The organism is Cryobacterium sp. 10I5, from assembly GCF_035019865.1.
GTDB lineage: Bacteria > Actinomycetota > Actinomycetes > Actinomycetales > Microbacteriaceae > Cryobacterium > Cryobacterium breve_A.
Map to the genome: position 1 here is coordinate 1 of NZ_JASJVI010000012.1, position 15,108 is coordinate 15,108.

Here is a 15,108-nt window from a genome sequence, read left to right on the forward strand (position 1 = left end):
TCGTTCAGTCAGGTGGATGCGTCGACGACGCGGGTGTATGGCGGTTCGGGTCTGGGTTTGGCGATCAGTCAGGCGCTGGTGGAGATCATGGGGGGCCGGATCGAGGTGACGAGTACCGTCGGGGTCGGCTCGACCTTCGCATTCACCATCGCCTGGCCGCTTGGAGTCCGCCCGGAGCGGCGGGCGACGGCCGGCGTGGACTGGCTCAGCAGCGGTCGCCCGGAGCGTCGACGCACCGATGACCGCGCGTCGCGCGTCGCAGGCCCGTCCGCGCTGCCCGATCGAGCCCCGTCCGTTGCCCCGCCAACCGCACTGCGCATCCTGCTCGCCGAGGACAACCTCGTCAACCAGAAGGTGGCGCAGTTGATGCTCGCGCGCGGAGGGCACCGCGTCGACACCGTCAGCAACGGGCTCGAGGCCCTGAGGGCCGTGCAGACTGTTCAGGCCGTCGGGGCCGTCGGGGCTGTCGGGGCCGTCGCCTACGACGTCGTGCTGATGGACGTGCACATGCCCGAGATGGACGGGCTCGAGGCGGCCCGCCGGATCCGCGGACTCGGCGACGGCATCCGCCAGCCCGTCATCATCGCGCTCACCGCGAGTGCGACCACCGAGGCCAGGCTGGCGTGCCTCGAAGCGGGCATGGACCTCTACCTCACCAAGCCGATCAGGCCGGTCGAACTCGCTGAGACGCTCGCGACGGTGACGCGCGCGGGAATCGTTCCCGGCGAGCGCCCGGAAGCAGCGCTCGGTGCTGCCCACCATCATGACGCCGTGCTGGACCATGGGGCCGTGATCGACTTCGAGGTGCTCGGCTTTCTCGACGACGTCGGTGCGGAAACCAAGGGCTGGTTGCTTCGGAGCTTCGCCGGCCAGGGTGAGAGCAGGCTGCAGGCGATCCGCGCCGAGATCGACGCCGAGGACCACGACCGGGTGGTGGAGCTGGTTCACCGCCTTCGCGGCAGCAGCGCCACGGTCGGCGCGAGCGCCCTCGCCGCCGTATGCGCCGAGATCGAGGCGGCGGCCACGCGGCAGGAGCCGATCACCGCAGGGCAGGTCGCCCGGCTCGGCACGGCGATGGAGGACACGCTCTCGGCCCTCGAGCCATTCCTTCAGCCCGTCGGGGAGCCGGAGCCGGAATCCGCCTGAGGCGGTCCGTCAGCTCGGTCCGTCAGCTCGGTCCGTCAGTTCGTGCCGAGTAGCGCGCACTGCTCCAGTAGTCGCGAACGGATGCCGGGGTCAGTGCACAGCGCGATCGCCCGGTGGTAGGCGAGCCGGGCATCCGCCACCCGCCCGGCCTCGGCGAGCAGGTGCGCCCTGGTCGCCCAAGCCGGCTGGAAACGATCGGCGCCCGGCAGCGCGGCGACGGAGTCGAGCGCGGCCAGGCCGGCGGCCGCGCCCTCGACTGCGCCGAGCGCCGCCGCGCGGGCAACCCGGGCGCCAAGGGTGGGTGCGATCCGAACGAGCGCGCCATAGAGGGACAGAAGCGCCGGCCGGTCGGTTTCGCCCGAGCGAGCGCGATCGCAGTGCACCGACTGGATGGCCGCCTCGACCTGGAATCGTCCGATGTTGTCGAAGCCGTGGGCACGCCGGAGGAGCGTTTCGCCCTGCCGGATCAGCTCGCCATCCCAGCTGGCCGGGTCCTGGTCGTCGAGGGCGATCGTCGATCCGTCCGGTGCAGTGCGCGCCGGTGCCCGGGACAGCGAGAACGACAACAGTGCGGCGAGGCCGAGTACCTCCGGTTCGCGCGGAAGCAGGGCGGCGAGCACGGTCGCCAGGTACAGCGACTCCGCCGCAAGCGACTCGCGCACGCTCGGCCCGGCAACGCCCTGCCAGTCGATCGCATAGGCGCCGTAGATCGCTTCGAGCACCGGGGGGAGCCGTTCGGGCAGCGCGGAAAGTCCCGGCACAGTGAAGGGGATCCGTGCGTCCCGAATCCGCCGCTTCGCCCGCACGAGGCGCGGCGCCATCGTGGACTCGGGCAGCGAGAAGGCCACTGCGATCCTGGCCGCGTCGAAGCCGAGCACGGTCTGCAGCATCAGGGGCGTGCGGATGCCTGGATCGATCGCCGGATGCGCGCAGACGAAGAGCAGTTCGAGGCGCTTGTCGGGGAGCTCATCGGGGTCCGCGTCTTCGAACGGGAGCGGTGCGGGCGGATCGAACGACCCGGACAGAGCCACGGTCCGGCGCACGGCGGTGGACTTCCACCGGTCCCGGAGCCGGTTGCGCGCCACGGTGAGCAGCCAGCCCTCGGGGTTGCCGGGAATGCCGGCAACCGGCCACCGGGTCAGAGCCTCGAGGAAGGCATCCGCGAGGGCGTCCTCCGCGGACGGGATGTCGGCGCCCGGCGCCGCGAGGAGAGCGAGCAGTCGACCGTAGGACTCCCGGGCGACGGCTTCCGCCCGCTCCCTGGCTGCGTCCAGAGCTGCCTTGGGGGCCGCCGCTACCGTCAGTCCTGGCCGCGCCATGCCCCGTCCCGGAAGATGATCGCCGACGGGCGGATTTCGACAGCCCCGTACTGGGCGGCTGGACATTGTTCGGCCCACGCGATTGCCGCGTCGAGGTCGGGCACGTCGATCACGAAGGTGCCGTTGAGGCGCTCCTTGGTGTCCGCGAACGGGCCGTCCTGCACCCGGAGCGCGCTGTCGCGCACGGTGACGGTCGTCGACGCGGACACGGGCTGCAGGATGTCGGCCGAGACGAGCACCCCGGCGGCGTCGAGCGACTTCCCGTAGGCGTCGAAGGCCGCGCGTCCCCATTCCATCATCTCGTCGCTGACGTTGGCGTCTTCGGCTTCCTTGCTGATCACGAGCAGTGAGTAGCGCATCAGTTTTCCCTTTCGTCGTTGTGATACTGACACCACAATGACGAGCGAGCACGCCCCGAATCGACACCTCAGCGCGCGCGCAGGCCGATCGACGTCGTGATCGCCTCACGCTGGCCGCCGGAGTGCACGAGGTGCAGGCCGTCGTCCGTGACCGTGAGCTGGCTCCGGTAACAGCGCAAGGCGGCCACTGTCGCGGCGTGATGGGAAGCGAGGTCGAGCCATTCGGCGTCCGCCGCCGGTTCGAGCACGATCTCGGCGAAGGGTGTCCGCCCGGCGAGGCACGCCGCCCGTGTCGCGTCATGCATACGCACGTGGTCGGGGTGGCCGTAGCCGCCGCCGTGGTCATAGCTGATCACGAGTGCCGGCCGCAGGTGTTCGATGAGTGCCGCGACGTCGGCCGTGACCTCCTCGAGGGGAGCGATCGCAAGGGCATCGGTGTCTACGTCGGCGGCCGGGCCGGCGAGGCCCTCCCTGATCCAGCTCATGCCCGAGTCACGGTAGCGGCGCGGCGGCCGGCCGTCGGCGCGCGCGGGAGCCTGCCCGAGCCAGAACCGGTCGGCGATCCCGAGGACCCCGGCAGCCCGGTCCAGCTCGTCCTCGCGGACGCGTGCGAGCGCTTCAGTGCCTTCGAGCCCGGACAGCGGCCCGGCGACGACCTCGCCGCGCTCACCGCGGGACGCGGTCAGGAGCGAAAGTCGGGTGCCGCGCGCGACGAGTTCGGCCGCGAGGGCGCCGGTGGTCAGGGATTCGTCGTCCGGATGCGCGTGCACGAGCAGGACGGCCGGGAGGCCGTCGAGGCCGTCGAGGATGCTCACGCGATCCGCAGCCGGTGTCGGTCGTCGTAGGCGTCGGCTCCGTCGGCTTCATCCGCGGAGCACGGCTCGAGCAGGCCCCGGTACACGTCGAGCAGAGCCCGCGCGCTGCGCGGCCAGTCGAGGCGTTCGGCGCGGGCGCGGGCGTCGACGGACAGTCGGCGGGCGAGGTCTGCGTCCCCGAGCAGGGTCGTGATGGCCGCGCCCCAGGCCTGCGGGTCGCGGGAGGCGAGCACGATGCCGGTGTCACCGTCAAGCACGGCCTCGCGGAGACCGCCGGACGCCGAGGCGACGACGGGGACGCCGCTCGCCGCCGCCTCGAGGGCGACCAGGCCGAACGTCTCGGAGTGGGAGGGGATCAGCACGACCTTCGCGTCGCGGAACAGCGCTGCGAGAGCGGTGCGGGTCTGCGGGCCGAGGAATCGTACGTTGTCGGCGACCCCGTTCCGGTCGGCGAGCTCGCGGAGCCCATCGATATAGCCGTCGAAGTCGCCGGAGGCATCGCCCGCGATGATGAGTTCCGGCCGGAGTACTGTGGGGACCGCCGCGATCGCCTCGACCGCGAGGTCGAGTCCCTTGAGCGGCTGCAGGCGGGCGGCGACGATCGCGTAGCCGGGGCCTGTGGCGCGGATGCCGGGCGCGGGGTGGAAGAGGTCGGCGTCGACGCCGGGCAAGACCACGAAGATGCGCTCGGGCGAGCCGCCGAGCCGGGTCACGATCGTGTCGGCCTCGGCGTTGCTGATCGCGACGAGGGCGTCGGATTCGCGGGCGAGCCAGGCTTCGCCGCGCATCCGCCCGGGCGACTCCGGCCGTTCGCCGGCTGAGAGCGGCGTGGAGGGATCCGCGGCGATGCTGTGGAAGCTCTGCACGTGCGGGATGCCGCGGCCCTGGGCGAGGGGGAGCGCGGCCATGCCGGAGAACCAATGGTGCGAGTGGATGACGTCGTAGTCGCCGAGGGCGGCCAGGCGGACCCGGAATTCGTCGATGACTGCCTCGTGCGCCCCCTTGCTGATGGGTGCCACCGGCCCGGCCTGGAGGAAGCGGAGGGTGAGGCGCGGTGCGAGGACGACGGCGTCCGGCAGCGTGGGCGAGGACCGGCGGGTCAGGATATCGACGGTGTGGCCGGCCGCGGCCATGGCCTCTGCCTGCTGGCGAACCACGACGTTCATGCCGCCGGCGTCCCCGGAACCTGGCTCGTCACCCGGCGACGTGTGTAGGGAGACGAGAGCGATGCGGAGGAGGGAGGCTGCAGGGGACACCCGAGAATCTTAACGCAGTCGCCTGAGCCCGGCCTTTACGAACGCCACAGTCGTCCTCACGCCGGCGGGGAGTCAATGCGGTGTTTCGGACGGGCTTAATCTGAAAGAGAGGCCGGCGCGGGGTTCAGTGACTGAAACCGTCATTCACCGGAAACATCCTCGCCACGCGACCTCCCTAGATTTAGGCGCATCCGAATCCGCACCTAGTCGCGGAGCAGCACGCCGTAGCAAAGGGGTATTCATGAGTGGAAACAGCGCCCGCCGTCAAGCGATCAGGGACGTAAGGGCTTATGTTCCTCCGGCCCCGAGCTACACAGCGGCCGAGACGCCGGGAGAGATCTTCGGCGAAAACGTCTTCAGCAAGGTCGTCATGCAGAAGCGGCTGCCGAAATCCGTCTACAAATCCGTGATGGCCACGATCGAGCACGGTGCCAGGCTCGATCCCCTCGTGGCGGATGCCGTCGCATCCGCAATGAAGGACTGGGCGCTCGAAAAGGGTGCGACCCACTACGCCCACGTCTTCTACCCGCTCACCGGGCTGACCGCGGAGAAGCACGACAGCTTCTTCGAGCCCGTCGGCGACGGGACGGCCCTCGCCGAATTCGCGGGCAAGACCCTCGTGCAGGGCGAGCCCGATGCGTCGAGCTTCCCCAACGGCGGCCTGCGCAACACCTTCGAGGCCCGCGGGTACACCGGCTGGGACGTGACGAGCCCGGCGTACGTGCTCGAGAACCCGAACGGCAACACCCTCTGCATCCCGACGGTCTTCGTCTCGATGACCGGGGAAGCACTCGACCACAAGACTCCGCTGCTGCGCTCGCAGCAGGCGATGGGCGAACACGCCGAACGCATCCTGCGCCTCTTCGGACACACCGACCCGGCCCGCATCGTCTCGTTCTGCGGCCCCGAACAGGAGTACTTCCTCGTCGATCGGCACTTCTTCCTCGCCCGCCCCGACCTGCTCAACTCCGGCCGCACCCTGTTCGGCGCCAAGCCGCCCAAGGGCCAGGAGTTCGACGACCACTACTTCGGCGCCATCCCCGAGCGGGTGCTCGGCTTCATGATGGACACCGAGAGGGAGCTCTTCAAGCTCGGGATCCCGGCGAAGACCCGACACAACGAGGTCGCCCCCGGCCAGTTCGAGATCGCGCCGATGTTCGAGCGTGGCAACATCGCCGCCGATCACCAGCAGCTGCTCATGACGACCTTCAAGTCCGTCGCCAAGAAGCACGGCATGGCCTGCCTGTTCCACGAGAAGCCTTTCCAGGGTGTCAACGGCTCGGGCAAGCACGTCAACTTCTCGCTCGGCAACAATGAGCTCGGCAGCCTGCTCGTCCCGGGGGACAACCCGCACGACAACGCCCAGTTCCTGGTCTTCTGCGCCGCCGTCATCCGCGCGGTGCACAAGTACGCCGGACTGCTCCGTGTCTCGGTCGCCTCGGCAACCAACGACCACCGCCTCGGCGCCAACGAGGCACCGCCGGCGATCATCTCGATCTTCCTCGGCGACCAGCTCGCCGATGTCTTCGAGCAGATCGCCCAGGGCCCGGCAACCTCGTCCAAGGACAAGGGCTCCATGGTGATCGGCGTCGACACGCTCCCCGTGCTGCCGACCGACCCGGGCGACCGCAACCGCACGAGCCCGTTCGCGTTCACCGGAAACCGGTTTGAGTTCCGTGCCCCCGGCTCGATGCAGACCGTCGCAGGGCCCATGGTCACGATCAACACGATCATGGCCGAGTCCCTCGACTACGCGGCGACCGAGCTCGAGGCCGCCGTCGCCGGTGGTGTCGACTTCGACATGGCCGTGCAAAGCCTGCTCACCCAGATCATCACCGACCACGGTGCCGTCGTGTTCAACGGCGACGGCTACTCGGACGCCTGGCCGATCGAGGCGGAGAAGCGCGGGCTTGCCAACCTGCGCACGACCCTCGACGCTTTGCCCGAACTCATCACCGAGTCCGCGCTCGACCTGTTCGAGAAGTACAAGGTCTTCAACCACCGCGAGATGCACAGCCGCTACGAAATCGGCCTCGAACAGTACGCGCTCACGATCGGCGTCGAGGCGCGCCTCACGCTCGAAATGGGGGCGACGGTCATCCTCCCCGCCGCCGTGCGTCATCAGACCGAGCTCGCGATCAACATCGGCGCCCTCACGGCCGTCGGGGTTGAACCGGATCACGCCGCACTGAGCGAGGTGTCCGCCCCGATCGCTGCCCTCCGCTCCTCGCTCGCTGTGCTGCGCAATGCGCTGGCCGGCGAATCGGAAGAGACCGCACTCGGCGAGGCCGAGCACGCCCGTGACGCGCTGCTTCCGGCGATGTCCGCGGTGCGTGCCGCCGCAGACGCCCTCGAAGAGATCGTCGCGGACGACCTGTGGCCGCTCCCGACGTACCAGGAGATGCTCTTCATCCTGTAACGAAAGCGCACGCAGGTCCGCCCGGTCAGCCAGTTCGGCTGATCGGGCGGACCTGCGTCATGGCCTGGATCAGTCGTGATCCGTCAGATGAACAGGGTGGTGGTGGACTCGGCCGCCTCCCCGAGGAAGGTCGCGACGCCGCCGAGTTCGACGTCGTCCATCAGGTCGGTCGGAGCGATCCCGAGAAGGTCCATCGTCATGGTGCACGCGATCAGGCGCGCCCCGCCGGCCTGCGCGGACGTGATGAGATCGGGCAGCGACGAGACCGAGTTGTCCCGCATGACCTTCTTGATCAGTGCCGCGCCGGCGCCGAGCATATTCATCTGCGAAAGCGGCATGCTGCCTGCGCTCGAGGGCATCATGGTGGCGAACATCTTGTCCATCAGCTTGCGTTCCCGCTTGGGTGGGTCCGTGCGGCGGAGGGAGTTGAGCCCCCAGAACGTGAAGAACATCGATACCTCTTCGCCCATCGCGATTGCCCCGTTGGCGATGATGAAGGCGGCGAGCACCTTGTCGAGGTCGCCGGAGAACACCACGAACGAGGTCTTGTTGGGTGCCGGCGGGCTCACGATGCCGACGGATGCCGACGGCCGGGTCGCGAGCACGGCCCCGCCCTTCCTCATGGTCGCGACGTAGCCAGGGCCCTCCGGCGAAATGGCGACGAGCTCGTGTCCGTTCCGCCTGGCCCAGACCGGAGCGTCACTGGCGAACCCGGGGTCTGACACGTGCACGACGACCTCGTCGCCGGCATCCAGCGTCTTCATCTTCTCGGACAACTTCATGATCGGGCCGGGGCAGGCCAGTCCGGAGCAGTCCAGGTCGACCTGCACGCCGGTGCCGTTGGCGAGTAGCGCGGCCTGGGCGGTGGCCTTCGTAGCGGCGGCCGTGAACTCGGCGGCTTCGGCGTAGGCAGTCATAGGCAGCGGGGGTTCGTCGCTTTCGGGCTCGACCTCGTGCCACGACCGGAAGGTGTCTGACCCGCCCGAGAGAGTGGCGACATCCGTGAAGCCGCGTTGCACGAGCGCGCGGTAGGCGAGGTAGCTGCGGAACCCGACCGCGCAGTACAGGCGCAGTGGCCCGGTGCGGTCCCAGAGTTCGCATTCGAGGCGGATGCTGCCGAGAGGCACGTTCTCGGCGCCCGGCAGGTGCCAGATCGAGAATTCCTCGGGGGTGCGCACGTCGATGAGCCGCGCCCCGGCGGTCGCTTCCGGGTAATCCTGGGCGTACCAGAGGGTGAGATCGCCGCGGAGCACGTTGCTCGCGACGAAGCCGGCCATGTTCACCGGGTCCTTCGCGGAACCGAACGGGGGAGCGTACGCGAGCTCGAGCTCCTCGAGGTCGTAGACGGTCTGGCCGCCGCGGAGGGCGGTCGCGAGCACGTCGAGGCGCTTGTCGACGCCGTCGAAGCCGGCGGCCTGCGCGCCGAGGATGCGCCCGGTGTCGGGGGCGAAGAGGACCTTGAGCTGCATCATTGCGGTGCCGGGGTAGTAGCCGGCGTGGCCGGAGGGGTGCACATGCACGGCCCGATACGGGACCTCGGCGGCGAGGAGCTGCCGTTCGGTCGCGCCCGTGCCTCCGGCGACCATGTCGAAGATCTTCACGATGGAGGTGCCCTGAGTCGAACGGTATTCGGTGTTGCGGCCGCAGATGTTCTCGGCGGCGACCCGGGCTTCGCGGTTCGCCGGTCCGGCGAGCGGGGCCAGCCATCGTCCCGGGAGCACGGTGTGCGGCGTTTCGACGGAGTCGCCTGCCGCCCAGATGTGCGGGTCGGAGGTGCGCATGTGCGTGTCCACCGTGATGCCGCCGCGGGCGCCGAGCTCGAGCCCGGCTGCCTTCGCGAGCGTGGTGTTCGGGCGCACCCCGGCGGAGAGGATCACCAGGTCGGCCGCGAGGACGGTCGAGTCAGTGAGTTCGACGTTGAGTCCTCCGTCGGGGCGGGCCGCGAACGCTGCGGCCGCAGTCGACAGGTGCAGGGTGATGCCGCGACTGCGGAGGTGGTGTTCGACGGGGACGGACATCTCATGGTCGAGGGGCGGCAGGATCTGGTCGCTCATCTCGACGACGTCGACGAGGGCGCCGCGGTGCTTGAGGTTCTCGGCCATCTCGAGGCCGATGTAGCCCGCGCCGATCACGACGGTGCGCACGGGCCCCCGGGCGCCCGTCGCGGCGAGGGCGATCGCGGCGTCCAGTTGGGCTTTGATGGCGTCCATGTCGCCGATCCGGCGCAATACGTGAACGCCGGCGAGGTCGATCCCCGGCAGGGGCGGACGGAGTGGTTCGGCGCCGGTGCAGAGCGCCAGTTCGTCATAAGGTTCCTCGTAGCTGCGTCCGCCGTCGACCTCGCGGACGGTCACCGTTTTCGCGGCACGGTCGATCCCCAACACCTCATGACCGACCCGTACATCGATGTCGAGGGACTCGCGGAGGCTCTCCGGTGTCTGCAGGAGCAGGCGGCTACGATCCGCTATCACTTCGCCGACGTGGTACGGAAGTCCACAATTCGCGAAGGAGACGTGATGACCGCGTTCGAGCACGACGATTTCTGCGAACTCGTCCAAGCGGCGGGCGCGGGCGGCGACGGATGCGCCGGCTGCTACCCCGCCTATGACAACGATCTTCATGGGGGTGCCTTTCGTCGGCCGGGACAGAGATTCGGCCGACCCGGCATATACCCCCATGGGTAATTGGGGGACTGATTCTGACACTACACCCGCGGGATATCGCGGACCGTGCACTCTGGATACCCATGGGGGTATAGTGAGTGCTTTCACTCACGAAGGAGCTGCCGATGTGCCACGCCAAGACCTGCAAGACCTGCGGGAAGACCACCTGGGCCGGCTGCGGCCAGCACGTCGACCAGGTCATGCGCGGCGTGCCGAAGTCGCAGCGCTGCCCCGGGCACGAGAACGAACAGGCGTCCGGTGGCTTCCTGTCCCGGCTCTTCGCGGGCCGCTAGCCTGTGCTGATTCCTTCCTTCCTGCCCGCCGTCGGAGATCATCTGATCACCGTGGGACAGCGCCTTTTTCTTGCCCTCTGACCGGCCTGTCCGGTAGCGACCTGCATCCACTAGGGTTCTGAATAGGACCGCGGAGAAGCGGGGGCACAACGGTGCCACAATCATCGGGGGATTGATATGCGTGCTCGAATAAGTGCCGCTGCGTGTGCCATGGCTTTGACAGGGCTGGTTCTGCTTTCCGGCTGTGCGGGCCCTGGGTCAAGCGCGCCAGGCGCCGGTCCGGTCACCGAAGTCGCAACCACGACTCCGACGCCGACCGCTTCCGCGACAGTGCCCGCCGGGCAGACCCGGCCTGCCGGTGTCTTCGGCGGCACCTGCGCCGCAGTTTTCACCGTTGACGAAGTCGGCGCGGCCGTCGGCGCGGCTGTTGCGAGTTCGGAGACGGCCAGGAACGTCTTGCTCGCGGGGGATCCCGCCTTCGCCGCCGTGCCCGCGCGGGGCGGTATCGATTGCCTGTGGTCCGAGAATGAGAGTCTCACGGGCGCCTACGTCGCTGCCGTCGTTCTGGCCGCTGCGTCAGTGAAGAACGTTCACGCGGATGAGGTCTCCTGCTACGGAGCAGACGTACCCGACCCTGCTCAATCCGGATCCTGTCGCGTCAGTGCCACCGTTGGGGGCTACTGGCTGAGCGCAGTCGTCCACACTGCGGTCGGGACGATCAACGACGATACTCGTACCGCAGTTGCGACACTTCTCGCCACGTTCTCGGGTCGTGCACAGGCCGCGGGCACGCCGGTGACCGTTGTGACTCCGAGTGGCGCCTGGCAGCGAGAGGATTGCGCCACACTGTCGGATGCCGCACACGTCACGGACGCCATTTCCAGTCCCGGACTCACGGTTCTTTCGGGAGACACTGCCGGCGGCGAAGCCGCCCAGGGGCGTTACTCGGCCCTTGAGAGCGCCGGCGTTTTCGCGTGCAGCTGGTCTCAGTCGCCGACTCCGACCGGCCAGATTGGATCCTTCAGCATCATCCTGCTTCCGGGTGGGTCCTGGGCTCAGGGGGATGTCGCGCTGAAGACCGGGGCCAAGGTCGTGTCAATCTCCGGGGTCGAGCGTGCGACCCGGATTCCAAATGAGGGTGGCGGCTATACCTTCGACGTGTTCGACGGAGTCAACTGGCTGCAGCTCTCCACCAATGCCACCACAGAGTCGGATCTGGACCGGTTGACTCCAGCGATCCCGGCCCTCGTGAATGCTCTCAACGCCGCGTGAGCAGCTAGCGCGACGGAGATAACGCAGGGCCCCTTCTCAGGGCCCTGCGGCGCTCGGTCTGGTCAGTCGCGGTTGGGTGGTCCGGTGAGGACCTGGTGGGCGCGGTGCCGGTTTGGTGGCCGCCAGAGCCGTTGCGGGTCGATCAGCCCGGGTGCCCGCACTTGTGGTGAGCCGTTCACCATGCGGATCTCCCACCCGGAGGTGTCGATCGTGTGGTGATGGAACCAACACAGTAAGACACCGTTGTCGACCGTGGTGGGTCCGTCCTTCGCCCATGGCTTCACGTGGTGCACTTCGGCCCAGTGTGCGGGTGCTGTGCAGCCGGGGATGATGCAGCCGCCGTCGCGGGCGGTGATCGCCCGGCGCTGCGCCCGGTTGAAGTACCGCCGCTCCGGAACCAGCTTGAGCACCTGGTTGTTCGCCCCGAACAGGACCCCTTGGAAGCCGCCGTCGCAGATCCGCTGATGCACCGTCTTCAAAGACACCGGCGCCTCGACCCCGTCGATCCACCCGACGCCGACCCCGGAGGCGAGGTCGGCGGCGTTCACGTGCACCATCACCGTGGGGGCCGACCCGCCCATCGACGGGGTGTCTTCGTCCCGGGCGGCGTGCTCGAACAAGGCCCGGAGGATGTCGGCGCGTTTTTCCCCGCCCGTGCGGGTATCCGCGCGTCGCTCCCGCAGCTCGGCCTCGATCACGTCGAGCTCCGGGCCCGTGCCTACGTCGGTACCGGTATCGGTGCCCGCGGTCTCGGCTCCGGGGATCATCTGCCCGGAATCCATCCGCGCCTGCTCCTCCTCGGTGGGGAACGCGGGCCGGGCGTGGAAGCTGAGGAACGCGTCGAAGAGGGTGTTCATCATCCCGTAGAGCTCCGGTGTGACCCCACCCTTCACCGGGTACAGCCCGTTCTTCAACTGGCCGAAGCCGATGTTCGATTTCGCCTCGAACAGATCCTCCTGCGGGAGCATCCCGTCCGGGTCCAGGATGGCCTGCCATTGCAGCACCATGCCGCGGATCAGGTCCGCGGCCGCCGGAACTCCGGCGCCGGCGAGGATCTCCGTTTCCGGGGTGATCCACCCGGCCGCCGTGGCGACCAGGGCACGCTCGGCGACCTCGACCTCCGCCGGGACCGCCCGGTGACTGACCGACCCGAGCCCCGTGGTGATCAGCTCGGCCACCTCCACACCGATGTCCCCCGCGGTCAGGGCGGCACCCACGGCCGGGAACAACGGCGGCAACACCGCCAGGCCCGCCCGCCGGGGCAACACCGCATCCCCGAGCTTCGTTCGCCGCTTGACCTCCCGGGCAGACACCCGCGTCACCCGCGTCAGTACGTCCCACGGCCCCCGGCAACCCATCTTCCAGGCCAGCCCTTCGCGGCCGAATACCCGTGCCCGCCGGTCGACGTCGGTGGCGGTGTTGACTCGGGCCGCATCCACCGTCCGCCCGATCGCCTCGACTTCTTTCAGCGCCGTGACGGCTTCCGCATCGCTGAGCAACCCGATCGGGATTGCCGCCAAAGCGTCTGCCAAGACTGCCCGGGCGGCGGCGAGCCGTGCGACAGCATCCGCATGCACCGACGGAACCGACCCGGCCAGCCCCTCAGCGCCCTCGAAGCCTTCGGCAACCGCAACGGGATGCACCGACTCGACTTGCCCATCCGAGGAGTTGACCGGCGATTCAGCCGACGATTCAGCCGACGATTCGGTGGAGGCGAGGCCCATCGGTGTGGGCTGATTCCCCGCGGCCAGATCGTCTGATTGTGGGGGGTGTGACTGGGGATCCGTAGCTCCTGCCATACCCCGATTCTACCCCGAATCGAACACGAATACGAGACTTACTCACCTAACTTTGGGTATCGCATCTTTAATTTCATATGTAATTGTGCTTCTGAGCGTCAGCCCGGCAATTCTCTGAGTGATCAAGAAAGTTTACTTGACGCTTCAACTAATCTGCTAGGGTATCGGTTGTCGGTTCAACTAAGCGGGTTGAGCGCGACGTGTGAGACCGACGCGACTGCAGGAGACGAACATGACACTCACCACTGACCTGACCGGATCCCGGGCCGAGGCAGGCGACCTCCTCGCTGCGACGACGGGCATGGATGCCGTAACGCTGCGCGTCGGCGACCTGGCATTGATGTCCTCCTACTACCGGGAGGCGCTCGCGCTCGACCCGATCAGCGCGCAGGGCACGTCGGTCGTGCTCGGCCGCGGCACCACTCCGCTCGTGGTGCTCGAGCACACGCCAGGACTGCCGGTTCCCGCCCGCCGCCAGGCCGGACTCTTCCACACCGCGATCCTGTTCGACACGAGCGCCGGCCTCGCCGCGACCGTGCTTCAGGCCGCACGTGACCAGCGGTCGAGCTACGTCGGCAGCGCCGACCACATCGTGAGCAACGCCTTCTACTTCACCGACCCTGAGGGCAATGGGATCGAGCTCTACGTCGACAGGGACCGCTCGGAGTGGGTCTACAAGAACGGCCAGGTGCAGATGGACACGCTTGCACTCGATCCGAGCGCCTTCCTGCACAAGAACCTGCCCGCCGACGGGGGAGAGGCTGAAGTCGGTCCGGCCAAGGTCGGCCATGTTCACCTCCAGGTCGGCGACCTCGAGATGGCCCGGCGCTTCTACGTGGACGCCCTCGGCTTCGAGACGACCCTCGACTTCCCCGGCGCGCTGTTCGTGAGCGCCGGCGGCTACCACCACCACATGGCGATGAACGTCTGGAACAGCCGCGGCGTGGGTCCGCGTGCCGCGACTCTCGGCCTCGCCGACGTGGCGATCACCGTGCCTGGCCGCGCCGATCTCGATGCTGTGGCGGAACGCCTTCGTCACCGTGCGATTCCGCTCGAAGACGACGGCACCAGCATCCGCGTCGACGACCCCTGGAAGACCCGCGTCACCCTGACCGTGGGCGAGGCCTCCGTATGAGTGCCCTCATCACTGTCGAAGCCCGCCGCGACGGCATCGACCTCGCGGTCCCGTCGGCCCGCCCGCTCCTGCTCCTGCTGCACGGGTACGGTTCGCACGAAGGCGACCTGCCGAGCCTCGCCGCCTACCTGCCCGAGGGCTTCGACTGGGTGTCGCTGCGCGCGCCGGTCGGCCTGCCGACCGGCGGCTTCGCCTGGTTCCCGATCACGGTGCCGGGGCGGCCGAGTCCGGAGCCCGTCATCGAGGCGGCGGATACCGTACTCGCGTGGCTGGACGCCAATGTGCACCCGGGCACACCCGTCGTTCCCCTCGGCTTCTCACAGGGCGGCCTCATGGTCACCCAGCTGCTCCGCCAGGCACCTGGCCGGTTCCCCGCCGGCGTCGTGCTCTCCGGATTCACCCTCGAGGCGACCCTCCCGGGCGACGAGGCGCTTGCGGCCACCCGCACGCCGGTGTTCTTCGGTCACGGCGACGCTGACCGGGTCATCTCCGCGGAGACGACCGCGCGGACCAGCGCCTGGCTGCCCGGGCACACTGCCCTCACCGAAAAGGTCTACGCCGGGCTTCCGCACTCGATCTCTGCCGAAGAACTCGCCGACGTGTCGCGGTTCCTGACGGAGGCCCTCGTCTGA

The 15,108-nt window shown here is 68.7% G+C and carries 12 protein-coding genes; 6 read left to right on the plus strand and 6 right to left on the minus strand.

Going from position 1 to position 15,108, the window contains the following annotated elements:
* A partial coding sequence (locus tag QN350_RS05800; protein WP_323502913.1) for a hybrid sensor histidine kinase/response regulator occupies positions 1–1,146 on the plus strand: 1,146 nt, incomplete at its 5' end.
* Positions 1,147–1,181: 35 nt separating this feature from the next.
* On the opposite strand, the gene QN350_RS05805 is transcribed toward QN350_RS05800, so the two are convergent.
* The 4 genes from QN350_RS05805 to QN350_RS05820 form a co-directional block, all read right to left on the minus strand.
* A complete protein-coding gene (locus tag QN350_RS05805) occupies positions 1,182–2,465 on the minus strand; it encodes an RNA polymerase sigma factor (RefSeq protein ID WP_323515950.1) in 1,284 nt (427 codons plus the stop codon).
* Positions 2,447–2,824: a YciI family protein gene (locus tag QN350_RS05810; protein ID WP_281534169.1), complete on the minus strand. Its 378-nt coding sequence runs from the start codon at positions 2,822–2,824 to the stop codon at positions 2,447–2,449. Before QN350_RS05810 ends, QN350_RS05805 begins: the two co-directional genes overlap by 19 nt.
* Positions 2,825–2,892: 68 nt before the next feature.
* On the minus strand, positions 2,893–3,639 hold the full coding sequence (locus QN350_RS05815) for a PIG-L deacetylase family protein (RefSeq protein ID WP_322139127.1): 747 nt from the start codon (positions 3,637–3,639) through the stop codon (positions 2,893–2,895).
* On the minus strand, positions 3,636–4,895 hold the full coding sequence (locus tag QN350_RS05820; protein ID WP_322139128.1) for a glycosyltransferase: 1,260 nt from the start codon (positions 4,893–4,895) through the stop codon (positions 3,636–3,638). The genes QN350_RS05815 and QN350_RS05820 overlap by 4 nt, the downstream gene beginning before the upstream one ends.
* A gap of 241 nt (positions 4,896–5,136) precedes the next feature.
* Here QN350_RS05820 and QN350_RS05825 point away from each other — a divergent pair, with 241 nt between their 5' ends.
* Positions 5,137–7,314 (plus strand): glutamine synthetase III, encoded by a 2,178-nt coding sequence (locus QN350_RS05825; protein WP_322139129.1) that lies wholly within the window; start codon positions 5,137–5,139, stop codon positions 7,312–7,314.
* An 83-nt stretch (positions 7,315–7,397) separates the two neighbouring features.
* Here the strand turns inward: QN350_RS05825 and QN350_RS05830 are convergent, their stop codons facing one another.
* Entirely contained in the window at positions 7,398–9,935 is a 2,538-nt protein-coding gene (locus QN350_RS05830) for an FAD-dependent oxidoreductase (protein WP_322139130.1), read from the minus strand.
* Between the two features lie 167 nt (positions 9,936–10,102).
* On the opposite strand from QN350_RS05830, the gene QN350_RS05835 reads away from it, so the two are divergent.
* The gene (locus QN350_RS05835; protein WP_134447189.1) at positions 10,103–10,270 is read left to right on the plus strand and encodes a hypothetical protein; all 168 of its coding nucleotides are present in this window, start codon (positions 10,103–10,105) and stop codon (positions 10,268–10,270) included.
* Positions 10,271–10,600: 330 nt separating this feature from the next.
* Positions 10,601–11,542 (plus strand): hypothetical protein, encoded by a 942-nt coding sequence (locus QN350_RS05840; RefSeq protein ID WP_322139131.1) that lies wholly within the window; start codon positions 10,601–10,603, stop codon positions 11,540–11,542.
* A gap of 62 nt (positions 11,543–11,604) precedes the next feature.
* Here QN350_RS05840 and QN350_RS05845 read toward each other — a convergent pair whose 3' ends face one another.
* Positions 11,605–13,341 carry an HNH endonuclease signature motif containing protein gene (locus QN350_RS05845; RefSeq protein WP_322139132.1) on the minus strand — a complete coding sequence of 579 codons (1,737 nt, stop codon included), beginning with the start codon at positions 13,339–13,341 and terminating at the stop codon, positions 11,605–11,607.
* 232 nt (positions 13,342–13,573) lie between these two features.
* Between QN350_RS05845 and QN350_RS05850 the strand changes: the two genes are divergently transcribed.
* Positions 13,574–14,476: a VOC family protein gene (locus QN350_RS05850; RefSeq protein ID WP_322139133.1), complete on the plus strand. Its 903-nt coding sequence runs from the start codon at positions 13,574–13,576 to the stop codon at positions 14,474–14,476.
* The gene (locus QN350_RS05855) at positions 14,473–15,108 is read left to right on the plus strand and encodes an alpha/beta fold hydrolase (RefSeq protein ID WP_322139134.1); all 636 of its coding nucleotides are present in this window, start codon (positions 14,473–14,475) and stop codon (positions 15,106–15,108) included. The genes QN350_RS05850 and QN350_RS05855 overlap by 4 nt, the downstream gene beginning before the upstream one ends.

Excerpts from the sequence above, each read along its gene's own strand:
- QN350_RS05830 (WP_322139130.1), bottom strand. The coding sequence starts at position 9,935 with ATGAAGATCGTTGTCATAGGCGGGGTAGCAGCCGGCGCATCCGTCGCC.
- QN350_RS05835 (WP_134447189.1), top strand. The coding sequence starts at position 10,103 with ATGTGCCACGCCAAGACCTGCAAGACCTGCGGGAAGACCACCTGGGCC.
- QN350_RS05825 (WP_322139129.1), top strand. The coding sequence starts at position 5,137 with ATGAGTGGAAACAGCGCCCGCCGTCAAGCGATCAGGGACGTAAGGGCT.
- QN350_RS05810 (WP_281534169.1), bottom strand. The coding sequence starts at position 2,824 with ATGCGCTACTCACTGCTCGTGATCAGCAAGGAAGCCGAAGACGCCAAC.
- QN350_RS05850 (WP_322139133.1), top strand. The coding sequence starts at position 13,574 with ATGACACTCACCACTGACCTGACCGGATCCCGGGCCGAGGCAGGCGAC.
- QN350_RS05855 (WP_322139134.1), top strand. The coding sequence starts at position 14,473 with ATGAGTGCCCTCATCACTGTCGAAGCCCGCCGCGACGGCATCGACCTC.
- QN350_RS05845 (WP_322139132.1), bottom strand. The coding sequence starts at position 13,341 with ATGGCAGGAGCTACGGATCCCCAGTCACACCCCCCACAATCAGACGAT.
- QN350_RS05805 (WP_323515950.1), bottom strand. The coding sequence starts at position 2,465 with ATGGCGCGGCCAGGACTGACGGTAGCGGCGGCCCCCAAGGCAGCTCTG.